18 protein-coding genes are annotated in these 21,027 nt (G+C 63.9%); 9 read left to right on the forward strand and 9 right to left on the reverse strand.

Annotated elements, in window-relative coordinates; genetic code table 11:
- Window positions 1–126: 126 nt before the first annotated feature.
- The 7 genes from CBP34_RS06000 (at window position 127) to CBP34_RS06030 (ending at window position 8,928) form a co-directional block, all read left to right on the forward strand.
- Window positions 127–915, forward strand: a complete 789-nt coding sequence (locus CBP34_RS06000) for an enoyl-CoA hydratase (protein ID WP_094097559.1) — start codon at window positions 127–129, stop codon at window positions 913–915.
- Complete coding sequence (locus CBP34_RS06005; RefSeq protein ID WP_094099085.1) at window positions 915–2,249, forward strand: mechanosensitive ion channel family protein; 1,335 nt, start codon at window positions 915–917, stop codon at window positions 2,247–2,249. Before CBP34_RS06000 ends, CBP34_RS06005 begins: the two co-directional genes overlap by 1 nt.
- Before the next feature lie 223 nt (window positions 2,250–2,472).
- Window positions 2,473–3,228, forward strand: a complete 756-nt coding sequence (locus CBP34_RS06010; protein ID WP_094097560.1) for an electron transfer flavoprotein subunit beta/FixA family protein — start codon at window positions 2,473–2,475, stop codon at window positions 3,226–3,228.
- Between the two features lie 151 nt (window positions 3,229–3,379).
- A complete protein-coding gene (locus tag CBP34_RS06015) occupies window positions 3,380–4,312 on the forward strand; it encodes an electron transfer flavoprotein subunit alpha/FixB family protein (RefSeq protein ID WP_094097561.1) in 933 nt (310 codons plus the stop codon).
- A 72-nt stretch (window positions 4,313–4,384) separates the two neighbouring features.
- Window positions 4,385–6,205, forward strand: a complete 1,821-nt coding sequence (locus CBP34_RS06020; RefSeq protein WP_094097562.1) for an acyl-CoA dehydrogenase — start codon at window positions 4,385–4,387, stop codon at window positions 6,203–6,205.
- Window positions 6,206–6,327: 122 nt separating this feature from the next.
- Window positions 6,328–7,281, forward strand: coding sequence for an NAD(P)H-dependent flavin oxidoreductase (locus CBP34_RS06025; RefSeq protein WP_094097563.1), 954 nt, complete (start codon window positions 6,328–6,330; stop codon window positions 7,279–7,281).
- A gap of 525 nt (window positions 7,282–7,806) precedes the next feature.
- A complete protein-coding gene (locus CBP34_RS06030) occupies window positions 7,807–8,928 on the forward strand; it encodes an acyltransferase family protein (RefSeq protein WP_094097564.1) in 1,122 nt (373 codons plus the stop codon).
- 53 nt (window positions 8,929–8,981) lie between these two features.
- Here the strand turns inward: CBP34_RS06030 and rnk are convergent, their stop codons facing one another.
- Complete coding sequence (gene rnk / locus CBP34_RS06035; RefSeq protein ID WP_086911862.1) at window positions 8,982–9,395, reverse strand: nucleoside diphosphate kinase regulator; 414 nt, start codon at window positions 9,393–9,395, stop codon at window positions 8,982–8,984.
- Between the two features lie 130 nt (window positions 9,396–9,525).
- Here rnk and CBP34_RS06040 point away from each other — a divergent pair, with 130 nt between their 5' ends.
- Window positions 9,526–10,677: a PA0069 family radical SAM protein gene (locus CBP34_RS06040; RefSeq protein WP_094097565.1), complete on the forward strand. Its 1,152-nt coding sequence runs from the start codon at window positions 9,526–9,528 to the stop codon at window positions 10,675–10,677.
- Window positions 10,678–10,696: 19 nt separating this feature from the next.
- Here the strand turns inward: CBP34_RS06040 and CBP34_RS06045 are convergent, their stop codons facing one another.
- On the reverse strand, window positions 10,697–11,761 hold the full coding sequence (locus CBP34_RS06045) for a sodium-dependent bicarbonate transport family permease (protein WP_094097566.1): 1,065 nt from the start codon (window positions 11,759–11,761) through the stop codon (window positions 10,697–10,699).
- 88 nt (window positions 11,762–11,849) lie between these two features.
- On the opposite strand from CBP34_RS06045, the gene CBP34_RS06050 reads away from it, so the two are divergent.
- Window positions 11,850–12,749, forward strand: coding sequence for a LysR family transcriptional regulator (locus tag CBP34_RS06050; RefSeq protein WP_094097567.1), 900 nt, complete (start codon window positions 11,850–11,852; stop codon window positions 12,747–12,749).
- Between the two features lie 106 nt (window positions 12,750–12,855).
- Here the strand turns inward: CBP34_RS06050 and CBP34_RS06055 are convergent, their stop codons facing one another.
- From CBP34_RS06055 to sdhA, 7 genes are all read right to left on the reverse strand, one after another.
- Window positions 12,856–14,580 (reverse strand): phosphoethanolamine transferase, encoded by a 1,725-nt coding sequence (locus tag CBP34_RS06055; protein ID WP_094097568.1) that lies wholly within the window; start codon window positions 14,578–14,580, stop codon window positions 12,856–12,858.
- Window positions 14,581–14,620: 40 nt separating this feature from the next.
- Window positions 14,621–15,481 carry an S-formylglutathione hydrolase gene (fghA, locus tag CBP34_RS06060; protein WP_094097569.1) on the reverse strand — a complete coding sequence of 287 codons (861 nt, stop codon included), beginning with the start codon at window positions 15,479–15,481 and terminating at the stop codon, window positions 14,621–14,623.
- 58 nt (window positions 15,482–15,539) lie between these two features.
- The gene (locus CBP34_RS06065) at window positions 15,540–16,646 is read right to left on the reverse strand and encodes an S-(hydroxymethyl)glutathione dehydrogenase/class III alcohol dehydrogenase (RefSeq protein ID WP_094097570.1); all 1,107 of its coding nucleotides are present in this window, start codon (window positions 16,644–16,646) and stop codon (window positions 15,540–15,542) included.
- Window positions 16,647–16,773: 127 nt separating this feature from the next.
- Entirely contained in the window at window positions 16,774–18,084 is a 1,311-nt protein-coding gene (gltA, locus tag CBP34_RS06070; protein ID WP_086911869.1) for a citrate synthase, read from the reverse strand.
- Between the two features lie 61 nt (window positions 18,085–18,145).
- Window positions 18,146–18,460 carry an FAD assembly factor SdhE gene (locus tag CBP34_RS06075; protein ID WP_094097571.1) on the reverse strand — a complete coding sequence of 105 codons (315 nt, stop codon included), beginning with the start codon at window positions 18,458–18,460 and terminating at the stop codon, window positions 18,146–18,148.
- A gap of 15 nt (window positions 18,461–18,475) precedes the next feature.
- The gene (locus CBP34_RS06080; RefSeq protein WP_086911871.1) at window positions 18,476–19,180 is read right to left on the reverse strand and encodes a succinate dehydrogenase iron-sulfur subunit; all 705 of its coding nucleotides are present in this window, start codon (window positions 19,178–19,180) and stop codon (window positions 18,476–18,478) included.
- Between the two features lie 20 nt (window positions 19,181–19,200).
- The gene (gene sdhA / locus CBP34_RS06085; RefSeq protein ID WP_094097572.1) at window positions 19,201–21,009 is read right to left on the reverse strand and encodes a succinate dehydrogenase flavoprotein subunit; all 1,809 of its coding nucleotides are present in this window, start codon (window positions 21,007–21,009) and stop codon (window positions 19,201–19,203) included.
- Window positions 21,010–21,027: the final 18 nt, after the last annotated feature.

Consider the following 21,027-nt stretch of genomic DNA (forward strand, 5'->3'; position numbering starts at 1 on the left):
GCCTGCGGCGTCTTCCCCCTGAGGGGGACGCCACCCGTGGCCTGGCAAAGCCAGTTCCACGGTGGCACTGGCCTGGAGATGCGCCGGTTTCGGCGGTCCTGGGTCGTGCGAAACACTGGAGAAAAAATGACGAAGAATCCCAATGATCTGCTGCAGATCACCCGTGACACGCGTGGCGTGGTGACACTGACCCTGAACGACTCCGCCCGCTTCAATGCGCTGGGCTCAGAGATGCTGGCCGCGCTGCAGCAGGCGCTGGACGATGCGGGCCGCGACGAATCCGTGCGCGTGGTGGTATTGGCCGCAGCGGGCAAGGCGTTTTGTGCCGGTCACAACCTCAAGGACATGGCGGCCCACTCCGAGCTGGCCTGGTACCAGCAGCTCTTTACGCAGTGCAGCCGCGTGATGCTGAGCATCCACAGACTGCCGGTGCCGGTGATCGCCCGGGTGCAGGGCATGGCCACCGCGGCCGGTTGCCAGCTGGTCGCGCAGTGCGATCTGGCCGTGGCGGCGGACAACGCCAGCTTTGCCACCAGTGGCATCCATTACGGCCTTTTCTGTGCCACGCCCAGCGTGCCGCTGGTGCGCAACATGCCGGCCAAGCGCGCCATGGAAATGCTGCTCACCGGTGATTTCATCGACGCCCCCACGGCGCTGGCGCAGGGCCTGGTAAACCGCGTGGTGGCGCCCGATGCGCTGGATGCCGAGGTGGAGAAACTCGTGCAATCCATTGTGCAAAAGCCCCGCGTGGCGGTGGCCATGGGCAAGGCGCTGGTCTACCAGCAGCGTGAGCTGGGCCTGGATGCGGCTTACCAGCTGGCTGGCCAGACCATGGCCGCCAACATGATGGACGCGGCAGCGCAAGAGGGCGCGCGGGCCTTTGCCGAGAAACGTTCTCCTTCGTGGAAGGCGTGATGCCCGTGCAAACTGGTTCGCCGATGTTGGATGACGTGCAGCAATGGTTTGGAGCGTTTGCGAAAACCACGGTATTGATTGAGCTGGGTGCGCTGGCCGTGTGCGTGGCACTGGCCTGGCTCATGGTGTCGGCCTTGCGCCGCGCGCTGCACCGCGACGAGCCGCGCTCCATCCTGTTTGGCCGCAAGGTGGTGGACGGCGTGCTGTTTCCACTGACCTTGCTGGGCCTGGGTTATGTGGCCCGATCGGTGCTGGCGCTGTGGGTGCCGCTGGCCGCGTTCAAGGTGGTCATTCCGGTGCTCATTTCGCTGGTGGTGATCCGGGTGGGGGTCAAGGTGCTGCAGGCGGCTTATCCGCAGTCCGGCTGGGTGCGGCCGATCGAGCGCACCATTTCGTGGCTGGCCTGGCTGGTCATGGTGTTGTGGGTCACGGGCCTGTTGCCGCTGGTGCTGGAGCAACTCGACGAAATCACCTGGAAGGTGGGGACCACCACGCTGTCGGTGCGTACCATGATCGAAGGCTTCGTGACGGCCTGTGCCGTGCTGATTGTGGCCCTGTGGATCTCTTCGTCCATCGAGTCGCGCCTGCTGCGCTCGGTCACGGGCAGCGAGCTGTCGGTGCGCAAGGCGTTCAGCAATGCCGCGCGCGCCTTGCTGATGTTTCTGGGCCTGATCCTGGCCCTCTCGGCCGTGGGCATCGACCTCACGGCCCTGTCGGTGCTGGGCGGCGCCGTGGGCGTGGGCATCGGCTTTGGCCTGCAGAAGCTGGCGGCCAACTATGTGAGTGGTTTCGTGATCCTGGCCGAGCGCAGCGTGCGCATTGGTGACAACGTCCGCGTGGATGGCTTTGAGGGCCGCATCACCGACATCACGGGGCGCTACACGGTGATCCGTTCGGGCGTGGGCCGTGAATCCATCGTGCCCAACGAGATGCTCATCACCCAACGGGTGGAGAACCTCTCGCTGGCCGATCCGCGCGTTTGGCTGTCCACGGTGGTCAGTGTGGGCTATGACAGCGATGTCGATCTCGTCATCCGACTGCTGGGGGAGGCGGCGCTGGTCAACCCGCGCGTGCTGCGCGAGCCAGGGCCGGCCGTGTCACTGTCGGCTTTTGGAGCAGACGGCCTGGAGTTCACGGTCGGGTTCTGGATCACCGACCCCGAAAACGGGGTGCTCGGTTTGCGCTCGGACATCAACCGCGCCATCCTCGCGGCGCTGCGTGCCCACCGCATTGATATTCCCTATCCGCAGCGCGTAGTGCATCTGCGGCCGCAGGATTTGCCCGCTTCCGGCGAAGCGGGTCGCGCGTCGCCAGGCCCAGTACCGGTCACCTGATCCGCAGGGGATGGCTTCTGGTGCGGCAGGGAGCTTGACCCTCCGGTGACAGCGTGGACTGGACAAGTGCAGCGCCCACTGGCCTATAATCTATAAAAAAGCACGGTCGTTCTTTTTGTCATGTCTTTGTATCGCGGGCAGCAGCGGTTTCGTTGCGGTGCGGCATAGAATGTTTTAGTTAACGTAAACGTCAATTCAACAAGTCTATTTAGGAGCTGCAGTAATGAAGGTCTTGGTCCCAGTCAAGCGCGTGGTGGACTACAACGTCAAAGTCCGCGTCAAATCGGACGGCACGGGCGTGGACACCGCCAACGTCAAGATGAGCATGAACCCCTTTGACGAAATCGCCGTCGAAGAAGCCGTGCGCCTGAAAGAAAAAGGCCTGGTGACCGAAGTCATCGCGGTGAGCTGCGGCGTGGCCCAGTGCCAGGAAACCCTGCGCACCGCCATGGCCATCGGTGCCGACCGCGCCATCCTGGTGGAAACCCCTGCCGATCTCGACCTCCAGCCCCTGGCCGTCGCCAAGCTCTTGAAGGCCCTGGTCGACAAGGAACAACCCGGCCTCATCATCCTGGGCAAGCAAGCCATCGACGACGACGCCAACCAGACCGGCCAGATGCTCGCAGCCCTGGCCGACCTGCCCCAGGCCACCTTTGCCAGCAAGGTCGAGCTCACGGCCGACAGCGTCAGCGTCACCCGCGAAGTCGATGGCGGCCTGGAAACCCTGGCCTTGACGCTGCCTGCCGTCATCACCACCGACCTGCGCCTGAACGAGCCCCGCTACGTCACCTTGCCCAACATCATGAAGGCCAAGAAAAAGCAGCTCGACACCGTCAAGCCCGAAGACCTCGGAGTGGACGTCACCCCCCGCTTGAGGACCCTCAAGGTCACCGAACCCGCCAAGCGCGGTGCCGGCATCAAGGTGGCCGACGTGGCTGCCCTGGTCGACAAACTCAAGAACGAAGCGAAAGTGATTTGACCCCCCTGAGCCGCTTCGCGTCATCCCCCCAGGGGGACGACACCCTCGGTGCGGGGCGGCCCTTCCTTGGTGTCCCGCGCATCGGCCCCGGTGGATCGAGGGCCGCGGTGGATACCGACACCACTAAAGAATCAAGAGAAAGACGACCGTCATGACATCTCTCGTTATTGCTGAACACGACAACGCCACCATCAAAGGCGCCACCCTCAACACCGTCACTGCCGCCGTCCAGTGCGGAGGCGACGTCCATGTGCTGATCGCCGGCCACAACGCCAGCGCCGCCGCCCAGGCCGCCTCCAAAATAGCCGGCGTCGCCAAAGTCATCCACGCCGAAGCCCCCGGCCTGGAACATGGCCTCGCTGAAAACGTCGCCGCCCAGGTCCTCGCCATCGCCAGCAACTACAGCCACATCCTCTTCCCCGCCACCGCCAGCGGCAAGAACGTGGCCCCCCGCGTGGCGGCCAAGCTTGACGTCGCCCAGATCAGCGACATCACCAAGGTGATCGCGGCCGACACCTTCGAGCGCCCCATCTACGCCGGCAACGCCATCGCCACCGTGCAAAGCGCAGACAGCGTCAAGATCATCACCGTGCGCACCACCGGCTTTGACGCCGCAGCGGCCACCGGAGGCAGCGCAGCAGTGGAAACCACCGCCGCCACGGCAGACAACGGCAAAAGCCGCTTCATGGGCAGCGAAATCGCCAAGAGCGACCGCCCCGAACTCACCGCCGCCAAGATCATCGTCTCCGGTGGCCGGGCCCTCGGGAGCAAGGAAAAGTTCGACGAAGTCATGACCCCGCTGGCCGACAAGCTCGGCGCCGCCCTGGGCGCCAGCCGCGCCGCGGTCGACGCAGGCTACGCCCCCAACGACTGGCAAGTGGGCCAGACCGGCAAGATCGTGGCACCCCAGCTGTACATCGCAGCGGGCATCTCGGGCGCCATCCAGCACCTGGCCGGCATGAAGGACTCCAAGGTGATCGTGGCGATCAACAAGGACCCGGAGGCGCCGATCTTCAGCGTGGCCGACTATGGGCTGGAGGCGGATCTGTTCACGGCCGTGCCGGAACTGGTCAAGGCGCTGTAAGGTCTGCGGGCCCGCAAAAAGGCATCGCTTGCGGTGCCTTTTTTTTGACATTCACATCCCCTGGAGATTCCCATGAGCTACACCGCCCCCGTCAAGGACATGCTGTTCAACATGCAGCACCTGGCGAATATTGAACAGATCGCACAAATCCCTGGCTTTGAAGACGCGGGCCTCGATACCGCGCAGGCCGTGCTGGAAGAATGCGCCAAGTTCACCGAGGGCGTGCTGGCTCCGCTGAACTTCGAGGGTGACAAGAACCCGTCGTCGTGGAAGGACGGCGTGGTCACGGCCACGCCCGGCTTCAAGAACGCCTTTCGCCAGCTTACCGAGGGTGGCTGGCAGGGCCTGCAGCACCCGGCCGACTTTGGTGGCCAGGGCCTGCCCAAGACCATTGGCGCGGCCTGCATGGAAATGCTCAACAGTGCCAATATGAGCTTTGCCCTGTGCCCGCTGCTGACCGACGGCGCCATCGAGGCGTTGCTGACGGCCGGCAGCGATGAGCTCAAGGCCATCTACCTTGAAAAGCTCATCTCCGGCCAGTGGACCGGCACCATGAACCTGACCGAGCCGCAGGCCGGCTCGGACCTGGCCCTGGTGCGCACCAAGGCCGATCCGCAGCCCGATGGCACGTACAAGATTTTCGGTACCAAGATTTTCATCACCTGGGGTGAGCACGACATGGCCGAGAACATCGTGCACCTCGTGCTGGCCCGTGTGGCGGGAGCGCCCGAAGGCGTGAAGGGCATCAGCCTGTTCGTCGTGCCCAAGTTCCTGGTGAACCAGGATGGCAGCCTGGGTGCGCGCAATGACGCGTATTGTGTGAGCATCGAGCACAAGCTCGGTATCAAGGCCAGCCCCACGGCCGTGCTGCAGTTTGGCGACGGCACGGCGGCGAGCATCGCAGACAGCGCCGGTCCCGGCGCTGTGGGCTATCTTGTGGGCCAGGAAAACCGTGGCCTCGAATACATGTTCATCATGATGAACGCCGCGCGCTTTGGCGTAGGGGTCCAGGGCATTGCGATCGCCGAGCGCGCCTACCAGAAGGCCGTGGGCTACGCCAAGGACCGCGTGCAAAGCCGCCCGGTGGATGGCAGCATCAACGCCAGCGCGGCCATCATCCACCACCCCGATGTGCGCCGCATGCTCATGACCATGCGCGCCACCACCGAAGGCTGCCGCGCCATGGCCGCCGTGGCCGCCGCCGCCTATGACGCCGCCCACCACCACCCGGACGCTGACACGCGCAAGCAGAACGCCACGTTCTATGAATTCATGGTGCCGCTGGTCAAGGGCTACAGCACCGAGATGAGCCAGGAAGTCACGAGCCTGGGCGTGCAGGTGCATGGCGGCATGGGCTTTATCGAGGAAACCGGCGCGGCCCAGTACTACCGCGACGCCAAGATCCTGACCATCTACGAAGGCACCACCGCCATCCAGGCCAACGACTTGGTGGGCCGCAAGACCGCGCGCGATGGCGGTCAGACCGCCAAGGGCATTGCCGCACAGATCGAAAAGACCGAGGGCGAACTGCTGGCCAGCGGCACCCCCGCCGCCAAGGCCGTGGCGCGCCGGCTGGCGGCGGCGCGCCAGGCCTTTCTGGATGTGGTGGACTTTGTCGCCGGTGGCGCCAAGGCCAGCCCCAATGCCGTTTTTGCGGGCAGCGTGCCTTACCTCATGCTGGCGGGCAATTTGGTGGCCGGCTGGCAGTTGGCGCGCAGCTTGCTGGTGGCCGAGGCACTGTTGCCCAAGGGACAGGACGAAGCCTTTCTGCGCGCAAAAATCACCACGGCGCAGTTCTATGCCGAGCACATTCTGGTCAAGGCACCGGGCCTGCGCGACAGCATCGTCGAAGGCGCTGGCAGCGTGACCGATCTGGCGCTGGAATCGTTCTGAGTCTGTGACCAGGCTGCCTGCGCTGCAGGGGGTTTTTTGATATAAAAATGATAGCTACTAGCGTTTTATGAGTAAGCGCTAGGGGCATTTTCATCCCTATTTTCGTTCAGGAAGTTGTTGCCATGTCCAAACTGCCTCCCGCGTTGCAGAACTTGTCGTTGCCCGTCATCGGCTCGCCGCTGTTCATCATCAGCAACCCCAAGCTCGTGATCGAGCAGTGCAAGGCCGGTATCGTGGGCTCGATGCCCGCGCTCAACGCGCGCCCCGCAGAATTGCTGGATGAGTGGTTGGCCGAGATCACCGAGACGCTGGCCGCCTACAACAAGGCCCACCCCGACAAGCCCGCCGCGCCCTTTGCCATCAACCAGATCGTGCACAAGAGCAACGACCGGCTGGAGCACGACATGCAGGTCTGCGCCAAATACAAGGTGCCGATCATCATCACGAGCCTGGGCGCGCGCGAAGACGTGAACCAGGCCGTGCACGCCTGGGGCGGCATCGTGCTGCACGACATCATCAACAACAAGTTTGCGCACAAGGCGATTGAAAAGGGCGCCGACGGCCTGATCGCCGTGGCCGCGGGCGCTGGCGGCCATGCCGGCGTGAAGAGCCCGTTTGCGCTGATCCAGGAAATTCGCCAGTGGTTCGACGGACCGATCGCCCTGAGCGGCTCCATCGCCAGCGGCGACGCCGTGCTGGCCGCGCAGGCCATGGGCGCGGACTTTGGCTACATCGGCTCGGCCTTCATCGCCACGCACGAGGCGCGGGCATCGGATGCCTACAAGCAGGCCATTGTGGAGGGCAACTCCGACGACATCGTTTACAGCAACCTGTTCACCGGCGTGCACGGCAATTACCTGGCGCCGTCGATCCGCGCTGCGGGCATGGACCCGGACAACCTGCCCGAGTCCGACCCGAGCAAGATGAACTTTGGCGGCGATGCGAAGAAGGCGTGGAAGGATATCTGGGGCTGTGGCCAGGGCATTGGGGCCATCAATGCGGTAACGAGCACGGCGGAGCTGGTGACCAAGCTGCGTGGTGAGTATGAGGCGGCGCGGGCGCGGTTGAAGCTGTAGGTTCTGGTCTTTTGTGGCTGTAGTGCTTGGCTGCTGAGCGCTGGTAGCTATTTTTTTGATAGTTCTTTGCGTGCTTTTGCGAAGGACGGAGGCCGGGGCGAGACCCGGCCTCCGCCCTCAACCCAGGCACCACCCAAAAAACAGCTATGAACTAGATAGCGATTAACGCTTGTTCCATCGGCGCTGGAAGCCAGTTCCACGGTGTGGTTGATGCCCCAGCGGCTACCCAGTCATCCGAAATGGGCTACGAACTGGCGGTTCTAGGGTCGTAAATGGTTAACGCAGGTCATAGAAACGCATTGCGCCTGTGATTTATCGGATTTTCAGTAATTGCTGAAAGTTCGATAACGGCGAAGGGCCATCGCAGGTTTGGCTTTGTGGGTGGCCCCCGCAACCTAGGTCTGCGGGCCTACCCAGCGAGCGCTCTTCAGCGCGCTTCGGCAAACATTGCGTTGTCCGACGACAATAGAAGATTTTGCGGCTTTGCCGCCTGGTGGACTTCCAGCCGCCGATTCTTTTTGCCGCATGACATCTCCTCACTCCCGCACGCCGCTGATCGATATGGTCAAGGGCATTGCCTGCGCCACCATCGTGTGGCACCACCTCGCTTTTTATGGCCCCATGTCTGACATCGCGCAGCCGCTGGCGCCCGGGTTGATGGCCTGGCTCTACGACTATGGGCGCATGGCCGTGCAGATCTTTCTGGTGCTGGGCGGGTATCTGGCCGCGAGCAGCCTGGCGCCCCAGGGGCTGGCGCGGTTTGACAGCGCCAGCCAGCAGATCGCACGGCGCTTTGTGCGGCTGGTAGTGCCTTATGCGGTGGCGCTGGTGCTGGCCGTGGTGGTGGCGGCGCTGGTGCGCAGCTGGCTGGACCATCCCTCGGTGCCCGGTGAGCCCAGTCTGGCCCAGCTGGTGGCCAATGCGCTGCTGCTGCAAGATATCGTGGGCGAAGAGGCCCTTTCTGCGGGCGTGTGGTACGTCGCCATTGATTTCCAGCTGTTCGTTGGCTCGGTGCTGCTGCTGACGCTGGTGCGGTCGGTTTGTGGCGAGGGGCGCGCGCACCATGCTGCCTGGTTGGGGCGTGCGCTGGTGGTCGTCGGCACGGCGGCGTCGCTGCTGGTTTTCAACCGCGAGCCTGAACTTGACATGTGGGCCCTGTATTTCCTGGGGTCCTATGGACTCGGCATGATGGCCTTCTGGGCCGTGCAGACCCCGCGCCGCGGCGCGTGGATGGCGGTCATCGCAGTGTTGGGCGCCGCCGCCCTGGCGCTGGATTTTCGGGAGCGCATTGCCTTGGCGCTGGTGACGGCGCTGACTCTGGCCTGGGCGCTGCGGTCAGCCCGCTGGCGGCAATGGCAGGGGTTCGCGCCCGTGGTGCGGCTCGGTCAGATGTCGTATTCGGTGTTTCTGGTGCACTTTCCGGTGTGCCTGCTGCTCAATGCGGTGGTCAGCCACCTCTGGCCGCAAGCGCCCGGGTGGAATGCCCTGGGCATGCTGGCAGCCTTCACCCTGTCGCTCATGGCAGGGCGGCTGCTGTATCAGCGCGTGGAACGCCACGTGCCATCATGGACCACGGCGCTGCGCTGGCAGGCCGGGCTGGTCGGCACCGGTATGCTGGTGGCGGTTACCGCCAGCCATTGGGGCTAATCCAGCGCGCCCGGTCCTCGGTGTGGCGCAGGGCTGTCCGTCCGCCGGGCGGGTCAGCGGTGCAGTTCGCCCGCGCTCTCGGGTTGGTAGATGATGCTTTTGACCCGCACCGTCATCGACTTGCCACCAGGCCCGGGCCATGCCAGTTCATCGCCCACCGACAGGCCGAGCAGGGCGCTGCCCACGGGTGCAAAAATCGAGATGCGGTCGGCGCTGCCATCCATGTCGCGCGGGTACACCAGCGTCAGGCAAAACTCCTTACCGCTCTCCTGGATCGTGAACTGCACCGTGGAGTTCATGGTCACCACATTGGGCGGAATTTCCTCGGGCGCCACCACGTCGGCGCGGTCCAGCTCTGCCTGCAGGTCGGCCTTGCCCGGAAAGACACTGGCCGGAATCGCCGCCAGCAGTGCTTCAATGCGATCCAGGTCCAGGGAAGACAGGGTGATCTGGGGTTTGCGCGCCATGAAGTACCTCGAAAGCTGGTTGTAAAGGCTGGGACTGTAGTGGATCGCTAATCTCGCACTGCGCCGCGTGGTCAAAAGCGGTGTCTTGGTCCACACGGATAAATTCGAAAAACTGTACATTCATACAGTTATGAAAAATGATGTCGATCCCGCAGATTCGCCCAGCGGCCCGCCACCGGAGGCGCGAATCCCCATACAAGCCATTCGCGGGCGGGGTGCCGCCACCGCCATGCCGCACCGGTTCATGCGCGAGACCCGCGCGGTGGTCGATGACGGCTGGGATTTTTCGCCCGATGGCGAGGCGCAGGCCGCGCTGCCGCCCACCCGCGTGCACCTGGAGACCGCCCGCAGCGCGCTGTGCGCCAACGATTCCCCCGACATCTTTTTTGAACATTCGGTGAACCCCTACCGGGGTTGCGAGCATGGCTGCGTCTATTGCTACGCCCGGCCCACGCACAGTTATGTGAACCTGTCGCCGGGACTGGATTTTGAAACGCAGATCATTGCCAAGCACAACATCGCCGAGGTGCTGCGCGCCGAGCTGGCCCGCCCTGGCCATGTGCCGCGCCTGCTGAACGTCGGCTCGGCCACCGACTGCTATCAGCCCATGGAGCGCGAGTTGCGCCTGACGCGCGGCGTGATCGAGCTGCTGCGGGATGCGCGGCATCCGTTCTCGCTCATCACCAAAAGCAGCGGGGTGGAGCGCGACCTGGACCTGCTGGCGCCGCTGGCAGCGCAGCGCCTGGCGGCGGTGTATGTGACCATCACCACGCTGGATGCGGCCCTGGCCCGGCGCATGGAGCCGCGCGCGGCCGCGCCGCACCGGCGCCTGCGCACCATCCGTGCGCTGGCCGAGGCGGGTGTGCCTGTGGGCGTGAGCGTGGCGCCGCAGATTCCCTTCATCACCGAAGACATGGAAAAGGTTCTGGAGGCGGCGTACGAGGCCGGTGCGCGCAGCGCTTTCTACACGGTGATCCGGCTTCCGTGGGAGCTGGATGCGCTGTTTCGCGAATGGCTGGCCCTGCATTACCCCGATCGCGCCGCGCGCGTGATGGCACGCATCCAGGACCTGCACCACCTGGGCCCGGCGGCCCGCGCCGCAGGCAAGAGCTACGACAGCAGTTACGTGTCGCGCATGAAGGGGGCGGGCCTGTGGGCCGACCTGCTGCGCCAGCGGTTTGCCGCATCGTGCCGGCGGCTGGGGCTCAACCGCGAGCGGGTGGAACTGGACCTGGGCCAGTTCCGTCCGGCGCTGGCGCGCGGGCAGGCGTGCCTGTTTTAGGGTTGCGCGAATCACCTGGCTAGCCCATCCACATCTGCTGCACCACCTGCGTGTAAAGCGGAATACCCAGCAGGATGTTGAGCGGGAATGTCACACCCAGCGAAAGGCTCACATAGAGCGACGGGTCGGCCTCGGGGATTGCGTAGCGCACCACTGCGGGTACCGCGATGTACGACGCACTGGCCGCCAGCACCATCAGCAGCACCGCATCACCGGCCGGCACCTGCAGCAACCACGCCAGCACCAGTGCCAGGCTTGCATGCATCAGCGGCCCCAGCACCGCATAGGCCAGCACCCAGGGGGACTGCTTGCGCACCGCAGGCAGGTTGCGCGCAGTGCTCAGTCCCATGTCGAGCAAAAACAGGCATAGCATGCCCTTGAACAGGTCGCCCGAGAATGGCTGCAACGCCGCCTTGCCCGCGTCGCCAGTCAACAGGCCAATCACCATGGCGCCCAGCAGCAGTAACTGGGTGCCGTCGGTGAACGACTCGTGCAGGATCTTGCCCACCGACAGGTGCGGCCCCGGCTTACCGGTTGCCGCGGTGCCCCCACCGATGACCGGGCCCCCGGCCGATGCCATGGCCACCACCGGTTGCACGCGCAAGAGGGGTGTTGAGGCGGTTGCTGACACCGCCTGCCGCTGGCGCAGCGTATTGGCCAGCATCACCGCAAGGATGATGGCGGGCGACTCCATCAGCGCCATGGCTGCCGCCATGTAGCCGCCGTAGGCAATGTGCTGTGACTCCAGATACTGTGTGGCTGTCACGAACGTCACCGCGCTGACCGAACCATAGGTGGCCGCCACCGCTGCCGCGTTAAAGCCCGACAGCACTCGCCGCAGTACTGCATAGCCCACCAGCGGCACCAACACGGCCAGCAGCACCGCCAGCCCCAGGCTGCTGGCCACGCTGGGGGTGAGCCCCGAGGCCGCCAGCGCAAAACCTCCTTTGAGCCCCAGCGCCACCAGCAGGTAGATCGACAAGAACTTCGAGATCGCCGCCGGCATCTCGAGGTTGGAACGGACCAAACCCGCAAACACTCCCAGGGCAAAAAACAAGATCGCAGGGTCCAGCAAGCTTTGCATCAGATAACTCCTTGTGGGGTGGGATGCTAGTGGCGTGACACTCCAAAGTAAAATCGATTCGAATGCGGATATATATAGATAAAAATCTATGAACATCACTTTTCGCCAGTTGCGCCTTTTTCTGGCGCTGGCCGAAACCGGCAGCGTCAGCGCCGCCGCCAAGGTCATGCATGTCACGCAGCCCACGGCGTCCATGCAGCTGCGCGAGGTGACACAGGCCGTGGGCCTGCCGCTGTATGAAGTGGTGTCGCGCCGCGTGCACCTGACCGAGGCGGGGCAGACCCTGGCACGCACCGCACGCGCCATCGCGGGTGAATGGGATGCGTTTGAGCAGCGCGTCTCTGGCGTCAAGGGGCTGACCAGCGGGCGCCTCAAAGTGGCCGTGGTCAGCACCGCCAAATACTTTGTGCCCCGCCTGCTTGGCAGCTTTTGCAAGCTGCACCCGCAGATCGACATATCGCTTGAAGTGCTCAACCGTGACCACGTCATCACCCGACTGCGCAGCAATCTGGACGACCTCTACGTCATGTCCATGCCGCCTGGCGACCTGCCGCTGGAAGACCAGATCCTCATGCCCAATCCGCTGGTCGTCATCGCGCCTGCGGGCCACAAGCTGGCTGCCAAAAAGCGCATCACCATGGCGCAGCTGCAGGCCGAGCGCTTCATCCTGCGCGAAAAAGGATCAGGCACCCGCATGGCCACCGATGCCCACCTGAGCCAGATCGACTTTGCCCCCAGTGCCGTGCTGGAGCTGGGCAGCAACGAGGCCATCAAGGAATCGGTGGAGGGGCAGCTCGGCGTGTCCATCCTGTCCCGCCATGCCCTGGGGCCCCATCACGAAGGCCTGGCTGTCCTCAACGTACAGGGCTTCCCCATCCAGTCGCAATGGCATCTTGTCTGGCCCAGGGGTAAGCAGCTGTCACCCATTGCGGAGGTGTTCCGGCGGCATTTGCTCGGTGAGGCGAAGGGATGGCTGGGGGCGCGGTAAGGAAGCAGGGTAGGGGCCAACAAACAGGCGGGGGCTCCACGGGATTTTCTGAAGCCCCCGCGCGCGGTTTTTCTTCGGTGAAAAACCGCCTGGCCTTCGCGGTGTGTCAGCCGGCCGGCTGGACGGCAGCCGGGTGCCGGCAGCCCGTAAACATGTCCCAATCGCGGTTGTAAACGTTCGTCTTCACATCCATCAACCCCAGCACCGAGTGAAAGTAGCCATCGTGCGTGATGCGCCGCTCGGCCAGGTCTTTTTGCAGGCAGGGGGTGGAGACGCCGCTGCGCGCCTGCATGGCGGGAGACAGCCAGGTGATCCAGGGCACATGCTTTTGCACATCGGGTGCGATGGAATAGGGCAGGCCATGCAGGTAGATGTTGTTCTCGCCCAGCGATTCACCATGATCCGCTACATAAATCATAGCAGTTTGCGCTTTATCCGATTGGGCTGAGAGCCAATTTATTACTGAATCGAGAAACTGGTCGGTCTGCACGATGCTGTTGTCGTAGGCGTTCACCACCTGCGCTTGTGTGCATTCCTGCAGGGCAGTGGAGGTGCATTCGGGCTGGAACTTCTTCAGCGCCGCTGCAGAGCGTTTGAAGTAAGCCGGGCCGTGGCTGCCCATCTGGTGCATCACCACGACGGTGCCTCGGCTGCGCTGCTCGGCGGGCAGGTTGGCCAGGCGCTGATCCAGGTCCTTGAGCATGATGGGGTCCAGGCACTCGCCATCGGGGCACAGCGCCGGGTCTTGCAGCGCCGTGGTGTGCACTTGCCCGACACGCTCGCACACGCCCTTGCAGCCGGCCTGGTTGTCCAGCCACAGCACGGCCAGGCCCGCATGGTGCAGTACATCGATCAGGCTTTCGTAGTTGGCCTTGCGCGCCTCGAAGCCGCTGCGCCCCAGGTGCGAAAACATGCAGGGCACCGATGCGGCGGTGCTGGTGCCGCACGACCAGGCGTTGCGCGCTGTGACCAGGTCGGTACGGGCCGACAGCAGGGGCGTGGTGGGCCGGTCGTAGCCGTTGAGGCCGAAGTTCACGCTGCGGCCGGTTTCGCCCAGCACCAGCACCAGCAGGGGCGGCTTTTGCTGGCCCATATAGCTGGCGCCCAGTTGGGCGTCGCGGCCCAGCGGCATCAGCGTGCTGGTGTCCAGCCGCAGCGGCTTGGTGGCGATGTTGCCCAGGGCGTACACACTGTTGAGCGGATTGATCAGGTAGCGCAGCTTGGTGTGGTTGCGCATGACGGAGGCGAAGTCCTGGAACACCAGCAGCAGGCAGACCACGATGACCACGATCGAACCCACCAGCAGTGCGCCGTTATGGGCCATGTGGCGAAAGGCATGCATGCGGCGCACCGGGCGCCGGTACAGCCACAGCAGCGGCGGGGCCGTGAGTGCCAGCACCGTGGCCAGCATGCGCCAGTTGAGGAGGTCGCCGGCCTCTTTCACATCCGTCTGCATGACGTTGACCAGCATGCTGGCATCGATGGCAATGCCATAGGCCAGCATGAAATAGGCACCGAAAGCGGCCATGAGCAGCATCACGGTGATGGCGGGCTTGAGCGTCCAGCGCCAGGCCAGCACACTGAGCAGGGCGGCATTGCCCGCCGCCACAATCACCGCAAAAGCCAGCGCAAAGCCCCAGCCGCGCAGCGTGTCCTGCCCCGGCAGCGCGGCCACCTCACGCCACAGCGGAACGTTGCAGGCGGTGGCCAGCCAGGCGCTGGCGAGCACCACGACCCACGCGGGGTGGATGTCGCGAGACGGATGGGTAGGGTGGGCAACGGCACGACGGCCGAACGCGAGGCGCTGCATACGCTGCAATAACAATGGCATCAGGCATTGTTTGCAGCGCAGCTTAAGTGGATATTAATGTTCAGGCAAGCGAGGTTGCATGGTGCTGCAGGTGGTCGGCCAGGAAGGTCTGGATGAAATAGTAGCCATGGTCGTAGCCTGCATGGCGGCGCAGCGTGAGCGGCTGCCCGACCTGGGCGCAGGCACTCTCGAACAGGTGTGGGTGCAGCTGCGTTGCCAGAAACTGGTCGGCCAGCCCCTGGTCGATCAGGATGCCCTGGGGGTAGGGCGCGTTGCCTTGCCGGCCCATCAGAACACTCGCGTCATGTGCGGCCCAGGTGCTCTCATCCTGGCCCAGATACCCGGTGAAGGCGTTGTGCCCCCACGGGCACTGGGTGGGCGCGCAAATGGGTGCAAAGGCCGAAACGCTGCGGAACACACCGGGGTGCCGCAAGGCAAGCGTGAGCGCACCGTGGCCGCCCATCGAATGCCCGAACAAGCCCAGCCGCTGGTCGTCCAGGGAAAACTGCGCCGCCACGTCGGGCAGCAACTCTTTGATGAGGTAGTTCTCCATGCACCAGTGACCGGCCCAGGGCGCCTCGGTGGCGTCCAGATAGAAGCCGGCGCCCACGCCGAACTCCCAGTGGTTGCTTTCACCCACAATGCCCGCGCCACGTGGGCTGGTGTCCGGGGTGAGGATGGCCAGCCCCCATTGCGCCGCCAGGCGCTGCGCACCGGCCTTGATGGCGAAGGTTTCTTCCGTGCAGGTCAGGCCGGCCAGGTAGGTGAGCAGCGGCACTTTCTGCCCGGCCAGGGCCTGAGGTGGCAGATACAGGCCAAAGCGCATGGGCAGGCCGATTTCGGACGAGCTGTGCTTGTAAAAGCGCTGCACGCCGCCAAAGCAGGCGTGTTCGCTGATCAGTTCCAGTGCGGTGAATGTCATGAATATCAAATTTGATAGCTGCTAGCGCTTATGGATAAAGCGCTAGCGGCCATTTTTATCAGTAAATGACCACGCCGCGGATGGACTCGCCGCGCTTCATCAGGTCGAACCCCTTGTTGATGTCTTCGAGCGGCATGGTGTGGGTGATCAGGTCGTCGATGTTGATCTTGCCGTCCATGTACCAGTCCACGATTTTTGGCACATCGGTGCGGCCGCGGGCGCCACCAAAGGCCGAGCCTTCCCATTTGCGGCCGGTGACCAGCTGGAAGGGGCGGGTGCTGATCTCGGCGCCGGCCTCGGCCACCCCGATGATGATGCTGCGGCCCCAGCCCTTGTGCGTGCATTCGAGCGCCTGGCGCATCACGGTGGTGTTGCCGATGCACTCGAAGCTGTAGTCGGCGCCGCCGTCGGTGAGTTGCACGATGGCGTCCACCACGTTCTCCACCTCTTTCGGGTTGATGAAGTGCGTCATGCCGAACTTGCGCGCCATCTCCTGGCGCGCGGGGTTGATGTCCACGCCGATGATCTTGTCGGCGCCCACCATTTTTGCGCCCTGGATCACGTTCAGGCCGATGCCGCCCAGGCCGAACACCACCACGTTGGCGCCCGCTTCGACCTTGGCGGTGAAGATCACAGCGCCGATGCCGGTGGTAACGCCGCAGCCGATGTAGCAGACCTTGTCAAAGGGCGCATCCTCGCGGATCTTGGCCAGCGAGATCTCGGGCGCCACGGTGTAGTTGCTGAAGGTGCTGGTGCCCATGTAGTGAAAAATCGGCTTGCCATCCAGGCTGAAGCGGCTGGTGTCGTCGGGCATCAGGCCCTTGCCTTGCGTGCCGCGAATCAACTGGCACAGGTTGGTCTTGCGCGACAGGCAGAACTTGCACTGGCGGCATTCGGGTGTGTACAGCGGAATGACATGGTCGCCCTTCTTGAGCGTGGTGACGCCCGGCCCCACGTCCACCACGATGCCCGCGCCTTCGTGGCCCAGGATGGCCGGGAAGATGCCTTCCGGGTCGGCGCCCGAGAGCGTGTAGTAATCGGTGTGGCAGATGCCGGTGGCCTTGATCTCGACCAGCACTTCGCCGAATTTGGGTCCCTCAAGGTCCACGGTTTCAATGGTCAGGGGCTGGCCTGCTTGCCAGGCGACGGCGGCTTTCGTTTTCATGGGGGTTCCTCTGGTGACGGTGTCGCAGCACTATACGGGCACCGGCGCGCGTTGGTAACAGGCACAAAAAAGCCCGCCGGGGTGCGGCGGGCTTTGGAGCTGTGGGGCGCGCGGGGTGCGCCGCCGATCAACGGGCCGTCAGGGGCGGGACATCGCGGCGCACCGAGCCGGTGAACAGCTGGCGTGGGCGGCCGATCTTGTACTCGGGGTCGCTGATCATTTCGTTGAGCTGGGCAATCCAGCCCACCGTGCGGGCCAGCGCGAAGATGCCGGTGAACAGGTTGACTGGAATGCCCATGGCGCGCTGCACAATGCCCGAGTAGAAGTCCACGTTCGGGTAGAGCTTGCGCGAGACGAAGTAGTCGTCTTCGAGGGCGATTTTTTCCAGCTCTTTGGCCAGCTTGAACAGCGGATCGTTTTCGAGGCCCAGCTCCTTGAGCACTTCGTTGCAGGTTTCCTGCATGAGCTTGGCGCGGGGGTCGTAGTTCTTGTAGACGCGGTGGCCAAAACCCATCAGCTTCACGCCGGAGTTCTTGTCCTTGACCTTCTCCATGAACTCGCCCACCTTGGCCACGCCGCCCTGGCGCTGGATGTCTTCCAGCATGTTCAGGCAGGCTTCGTTGGCGCCACCGTGGGCAGGGCCCCACAGGCAGGCCACGCCAGCGGAGATGGCCGCAAACGGGTTGGTGCCCGACGAGCCGCACAGGCGCACGGTGGAGGTCGAGGCGTTTTGCTCGTGGTCGGCGTGCAGGATGAAGATGCGGTCCAGGGCGCGCTCGAGCACCGGGTTGACCTTGTAGTCTTCACAGGGCGTGCCGAACATCATGCGCAGGAAATTGCCGGAGTACGACAGGTCGTTGCGCGGGTACATGTAAGGCTGGCCGACGCCGTACTTGTAGGCCATGGCGACCAGCGTGGGCATCTTGGCAATCAGGCGGATTGCGGCGATGTCGCGGTGCTGCGGGTTGTTGATGTCGGTGCTGTCATGGTAGAAGGCCGACATGGCGCCCACCAAGCCCGTGAGCACTGCCATGGGGTGCGCGTCACGGCGGAAACCGCGCAGGAAGAACTGCATCTGCTCGTTGACCATGGTGTGGTCGAGCACCAGCTTGTGAAAGTCACCGCGCTGGGTGGCGTTGGGCAGCTCACCCTTGAGCAGCAGGTAGCAGGTGTCCAGGTAGTCGCACTGCGTGGCCAGTTGCTCGATGGGGTAGCCGCGGTACAGCAACTCGCCCTTGTCGCCATCGATGTAGGTGATGGCGGACTGGCACGACGCCGTGGACAGGAAACCGGGGTCGTAGGTGAACATGCCGGTTTGAGCGTACAGCTTGCGGATGTCGATGACGTCCGGGCCGATGGTGCCCTGGTACACCGGCATTTCCACGCTGGGGCTGCCGTTACTGAACGACAGGGTGGCTTTGTTGTCAGCGAGTTTCATTGTTGATTTCCTTTGGGTTTCCGATGATCCGGTCTGGGGCTATCGATTCAGTGCCAATGCACTATTGCACCGCGGTGCTGCCACCTTGCCGCAGCATGCCCAGCACTTCGTGCACGTCTGGTGTGTCCAGCGGGGCCTGTGGCTCGCGCCGGCGCAGCAACAGGTCCAGCAGGTCGTTGTCCGCCAGGTCCATGAGGGCCATCAGGCCGTCGGCGTGGCGTTGGGTCAGCTGGGGCTCAAAACGGGTGAAAAACTGCTCGATGAACAGGTCGTTCTCCAGCAGCCCTCTCCGGCAGCGCCAGTGCAGCTTGCTCAGTGCGCGCTCGTCCAGCAGCGGTGAGGCTGCTGCACTGGCGATGGTGGACGTTTCGCTCATGGCTTTGCGCTCGCTTCAGATGGCGCGACGCACCATCAGTTCCTTGATCTTGCCGATGGCGCGCGTGGGGTTCAGGCCCTTGGGGCACACGTCCACGCAGTTCATGATGGTGTGGCAGCGGAACAGGCGGTAGGGGTCTTCGAGGTTGTCGAGGCGCGCACCCGTGGCGTCATCGCGGCTGTCGGCGATGAAGCGGTAGGCCTGCAGCAGACCTGCGGGGCCCACGAACTTGTCGGGGTTCCACCAGAAGCTCGGGCAGGATGTGGAGCAGCTGGCGCACAGGATGCACTCGTACAGGCCGTTGAGTTCTTCGCGCTCTTCGGGTGACTGCAGGCGCTCACGGTCGGGTGCCAGTTCTTCGTTGATCAGGTAGGGCTTGATCGAGTTGTACTGCTTGAAGAACTGCGTCATGTCCACGATCAGGTCGCGGATCACGGGCAGGCCCGGCAGCGGCTTGAGCACGATGGTGCCTTTGAGCGTGTTCATGTTGGTCAGGCAGGCCAGGCCGTTCTTGCCATTGATGTTCATGGCGTCCGAACCGCAGACGCCTTCACGGCAGGATCGGCGGAACGACAGCGTGGGGTCCTGTTCCTTGAGCTTGATCAGCGCGTCCAGCAGCATGCGCTCATGGCCGTCGAGTTCGATCTCGATCGTCTGCATGTAGGGCTTGGCATCCTTGTCCGGATCGTAGCGGTAGATTTGGAATGTGCGTTTTTGCATGTTTCTTCTCTCGTGACGATTTAGAACGTACGGACCTTCGGAGGAACGCTGTCCACCGTCAAAGGCTTGAGGTTGACGGGCTTGTAGTCGAGGCGGCTGCCTTCGCTGTACCACAGCGTGTGCTTGAGCCATTCCTTGTCGTTGCGGCCCAGCGGGAAGTCGGCGTGGTCGGCGGGGTGCTCGTAGTCGTACACGGTGTGGGCACCACGGCATTCCTTGCGGGCTGCAGCCGACACCATGGTGGCCTGGGCCACTTCGATCAGGTTGTCCACTTCCAGCGCCTCGATGCGCGCGGTGTTGAACACCTTGGACTTGTCCTTGAGCGTGACGCCCGCGACCTGGTTGCGGATTTCGGCGATCTTCTTGACGCCTTCGTCCATGCTGGCCTGGGTGCGGAACACGCCGGCATGCTGCTGCATGGTGGTGCGGATGTCGCCGGCCAGGTTCTGCGCGTAAATGCCGTCATTGGACTTGTCGAGCTGGTTCAGACGTTCCAGGGTGCGGTCGGCCGCATCCTTGGGCAGGGGCTTGTGCTCCTTGTTCTTGTTGTTGAACTCGACGATGTGGCGGCCAGCGGCCTTGCCGAACACCAGCAGATCCAGCAGCGAATTGGTGCCCAGGCGGTTGGCGCCGTGCACGCTCACGCATGCGCATTCGCCCACGGCATACAGGCCGTTCACCACGGCGTTGTTGACACCATTGGCCTGGGTGATCACCTGGCCATTGATGTTGGTGGGCACGCCGCCCATCTGGTAGTGGATGGTGGGCACCACGGGAATGTCTTCCTTGGTGATGTCCACGTTGGCGAAGTTGACGCCAATTTCATACACCGACGGCAGGCGCTTGTGGATGGTGTCTGCGCCCAGGTGGCTGAGCTTGAGCATCACATAGTCCTTGTTCGGACCACAGCCACGGCCTTCCTTGATTTCCTGGTCCATCGAACGCGAGACGAAGTCGCGCGGCGCCAGATCCTTCAGGGTGGGCGCATAGCGCTCCATGAAGCGCTCGCCATTGCTGTTGAGCAGGATGGCGCCTTCGCCGCGGCAGCCTTCGGTCAGCAGCACACCGGCACCGGCCACGCCGGTGGGGTGGAATTGCCAGAACTCCATGTCCTGCAGCGCAATGCCGGCACGGGCCGCCATGCCCAGGCCATCACCGGTGTTGATGAAGGCGTTGGTGGAGGCGGCAAAGATGCGGCCGGCGCCACCGGTGGCCAGCAGCACGGTCTTGGCTTCCAGGATGTACAGGTCGCCGGTTTCCATCTCCAGCGCGGTCACGCCCACCACGTCGCCGTCGGCGTCGCGGATCAGGTCCAGGGCCATCCACTCGACGAAGAAGTTGGTCTTGGCCTTGACGTTCTGCTGGTACAGCGTGTGCAGCATGGCGTGGCCGGTGCGGTCGGCGGCGGCGCAGGCGCGCTGCACGGGCTTTTCGCCGTAATTGGCGGTGTGGCCGCCGAAGGGGCGCTGGTAGATCGTGCCGTCAGGGTTGCGGTCGAACGGCATGCCGAAGTGTTCGAGCTCATACACCACCTTCGGTGCTTCGCGGCACATGAACTCGATGGCGTCCTGATCGCCCAGCCAGTCGGAGCCCTTGATGGTGTCGTAGAAGTGGTAGTGCCAGTTGTCCTCGCTCATGTTGCCCAGAGAGGCCGAAACGCCGCCTTGGGCCGCCACGGTGTGGCTGCGGGTGGGGAACACCTTGGACAGCGAGGCCACGTTCAGGCCTGCGCGGGAGAGTTCAAGCGCGGCGCGCATGCCGGAGCCGCCGGCACCGATGATGACGACGTCAAATTTGCGCTTGGTGATGTTAGCGTTGGTGTAGCTCATTGTTTTTTGCCTTCAGTC

Source organism: Acidovorax carolinensis (assembly GCF_002157145.1).
Classification (GTDB): domain Bacteria; phylum Pseudomonadota; class Gammaproteobacteria; order Burkholderiales; family Burkholderiaceae_C; genus Acidovorax; species Acidovorax carolinensis.

Excerpts from the sequence above, each read along its gene's own strand:
- CBP34_RS06000 (WP_094097559.1), top strand. The coding sequence starts at position 127 with ATGACGAAGAATCCCAATGATCTGCTGCAGATCACCCGTGACACGCGT.
- CBP34_RS06005 (WP_094099085.1), top strand. The coding sequence starts at position 915 with ATGCCCGTGCAAACTGGTTCGCCGATGTTGGATGACGTGCAGCAATGG.
- CBP34_RS06010 (WP_094097560.1), top strand. The coding sequence starts at position 2,473 with ATGAAGGTCTTGGTCCCAGTCAAGCGCGTGGTGGACTACAACGTCAAA.
- CBP34_RS06015 (WP_094097561.1), top strand. The coding sequence starts at position 3,380 with ATGACATCTCTCGTTATTGCTGAACACGACAACGCCACCATCAAAGGC.
- CBP34_RS06020 (WP_094097562.1), top strand. The coding sequence starts at position 4,385 with ATGAGCTACACCGCCCCCGTCAAGGACATGCTGTTCAACATGCAGCAC.
- CBP34_RS06025 (WP_094097563.1), top strand. The coding sequence starts at position 6,328 with ATGTCCAAACTGCCTCCCGCGTTGCAGAACTTGTCGTTGCCCGTCATC.
- CBP34_RS06030 (WP_094097564.1), top strand. The coding sequence starts at position 7,807 with ATGACATCTCCTCACTCCCGCACGCCGCTGATCGATATGGTCAAGGGC.
- rnk (WP_086911862.1), bottom strand. The coding sequence starts at position 9,395 with ATGGCGCGCAAACCCCAGATCACCCTGTCTTCCCTGGACCTGGATCGC.
- CBP34_RS06040 (WP_094097565.1), top strand. The coding sequence starts at position 9,526 with ATGAAAAATGATGTCGATCCCGCAGATTCGCCCAGCGGCCCGCCACCG.
- CBP34_RS06045 (WP_094097566.1), bottom strand. The coding sequence starts at position 11,761 with ATGCAAAGCTTGCTGGACCCTGCGATCTTGTTTTTTGCCCTGGGAGTG.
- CBP34_RS06050 (WP_094097567.1), top strand. The coding sequence starts at position 11,850 with ATGAACATCACTTTTCGCCAGTTGCGCCTTTTTCTGGCGCTGGCCGAA.
- CBP34_RS06055 (WP_094097568.1), bottom strand. The coding sequence starts at position 14,580 with ATGCCATTGTTATTGCAGCGTATGCAGCGCCTCGCGTTCGGCCGTCGT.
- fghA (WP_094097569.1), bottom strand. The coding sequence starts at position 15,481 with ATGACATTCACCGCACTGGAACTGATCAGCGAACACGCCTGCTTTGGC.
- CBP34_RS06065 (WP_094097570.1), bottom strand. The coding sequence starts at position 16,646 with ATGAAAACGAAAGCCGCCGTCGCCTGGCAAGCAGGCCAGCCCCTGACC.
- gltA (WP_086911869.1), bottom strand. The coding sequence starts at position 18,084 with ATGAAACTCGCTGACAACAAAGCCACCCTGTCGTTCAGTAACGGCAGC.
- CBP34_RS06075 (WP_094097571.1), bottom strand. The coding sequence starts at position 18,460 with ATGAGCGAAACGTCCACCATCGCCAGTGCAGCAGCCTCACCGCTGCTG.
- CBP34_RS06080 (WP_086911871.1), bottom strand. The coding sequence starts at position 19,180 with ATGCAAAAACGCACATTCCAAATCTACCGCTACGATCCGGACAAGGAT.
- sdhA (WP_094097572.1), bottom strand. The coding sequence starts at position 21,009 with ATGAGCTACACCAACGCTAACATCACCAAGCGCAAATTTGACGTCGTC.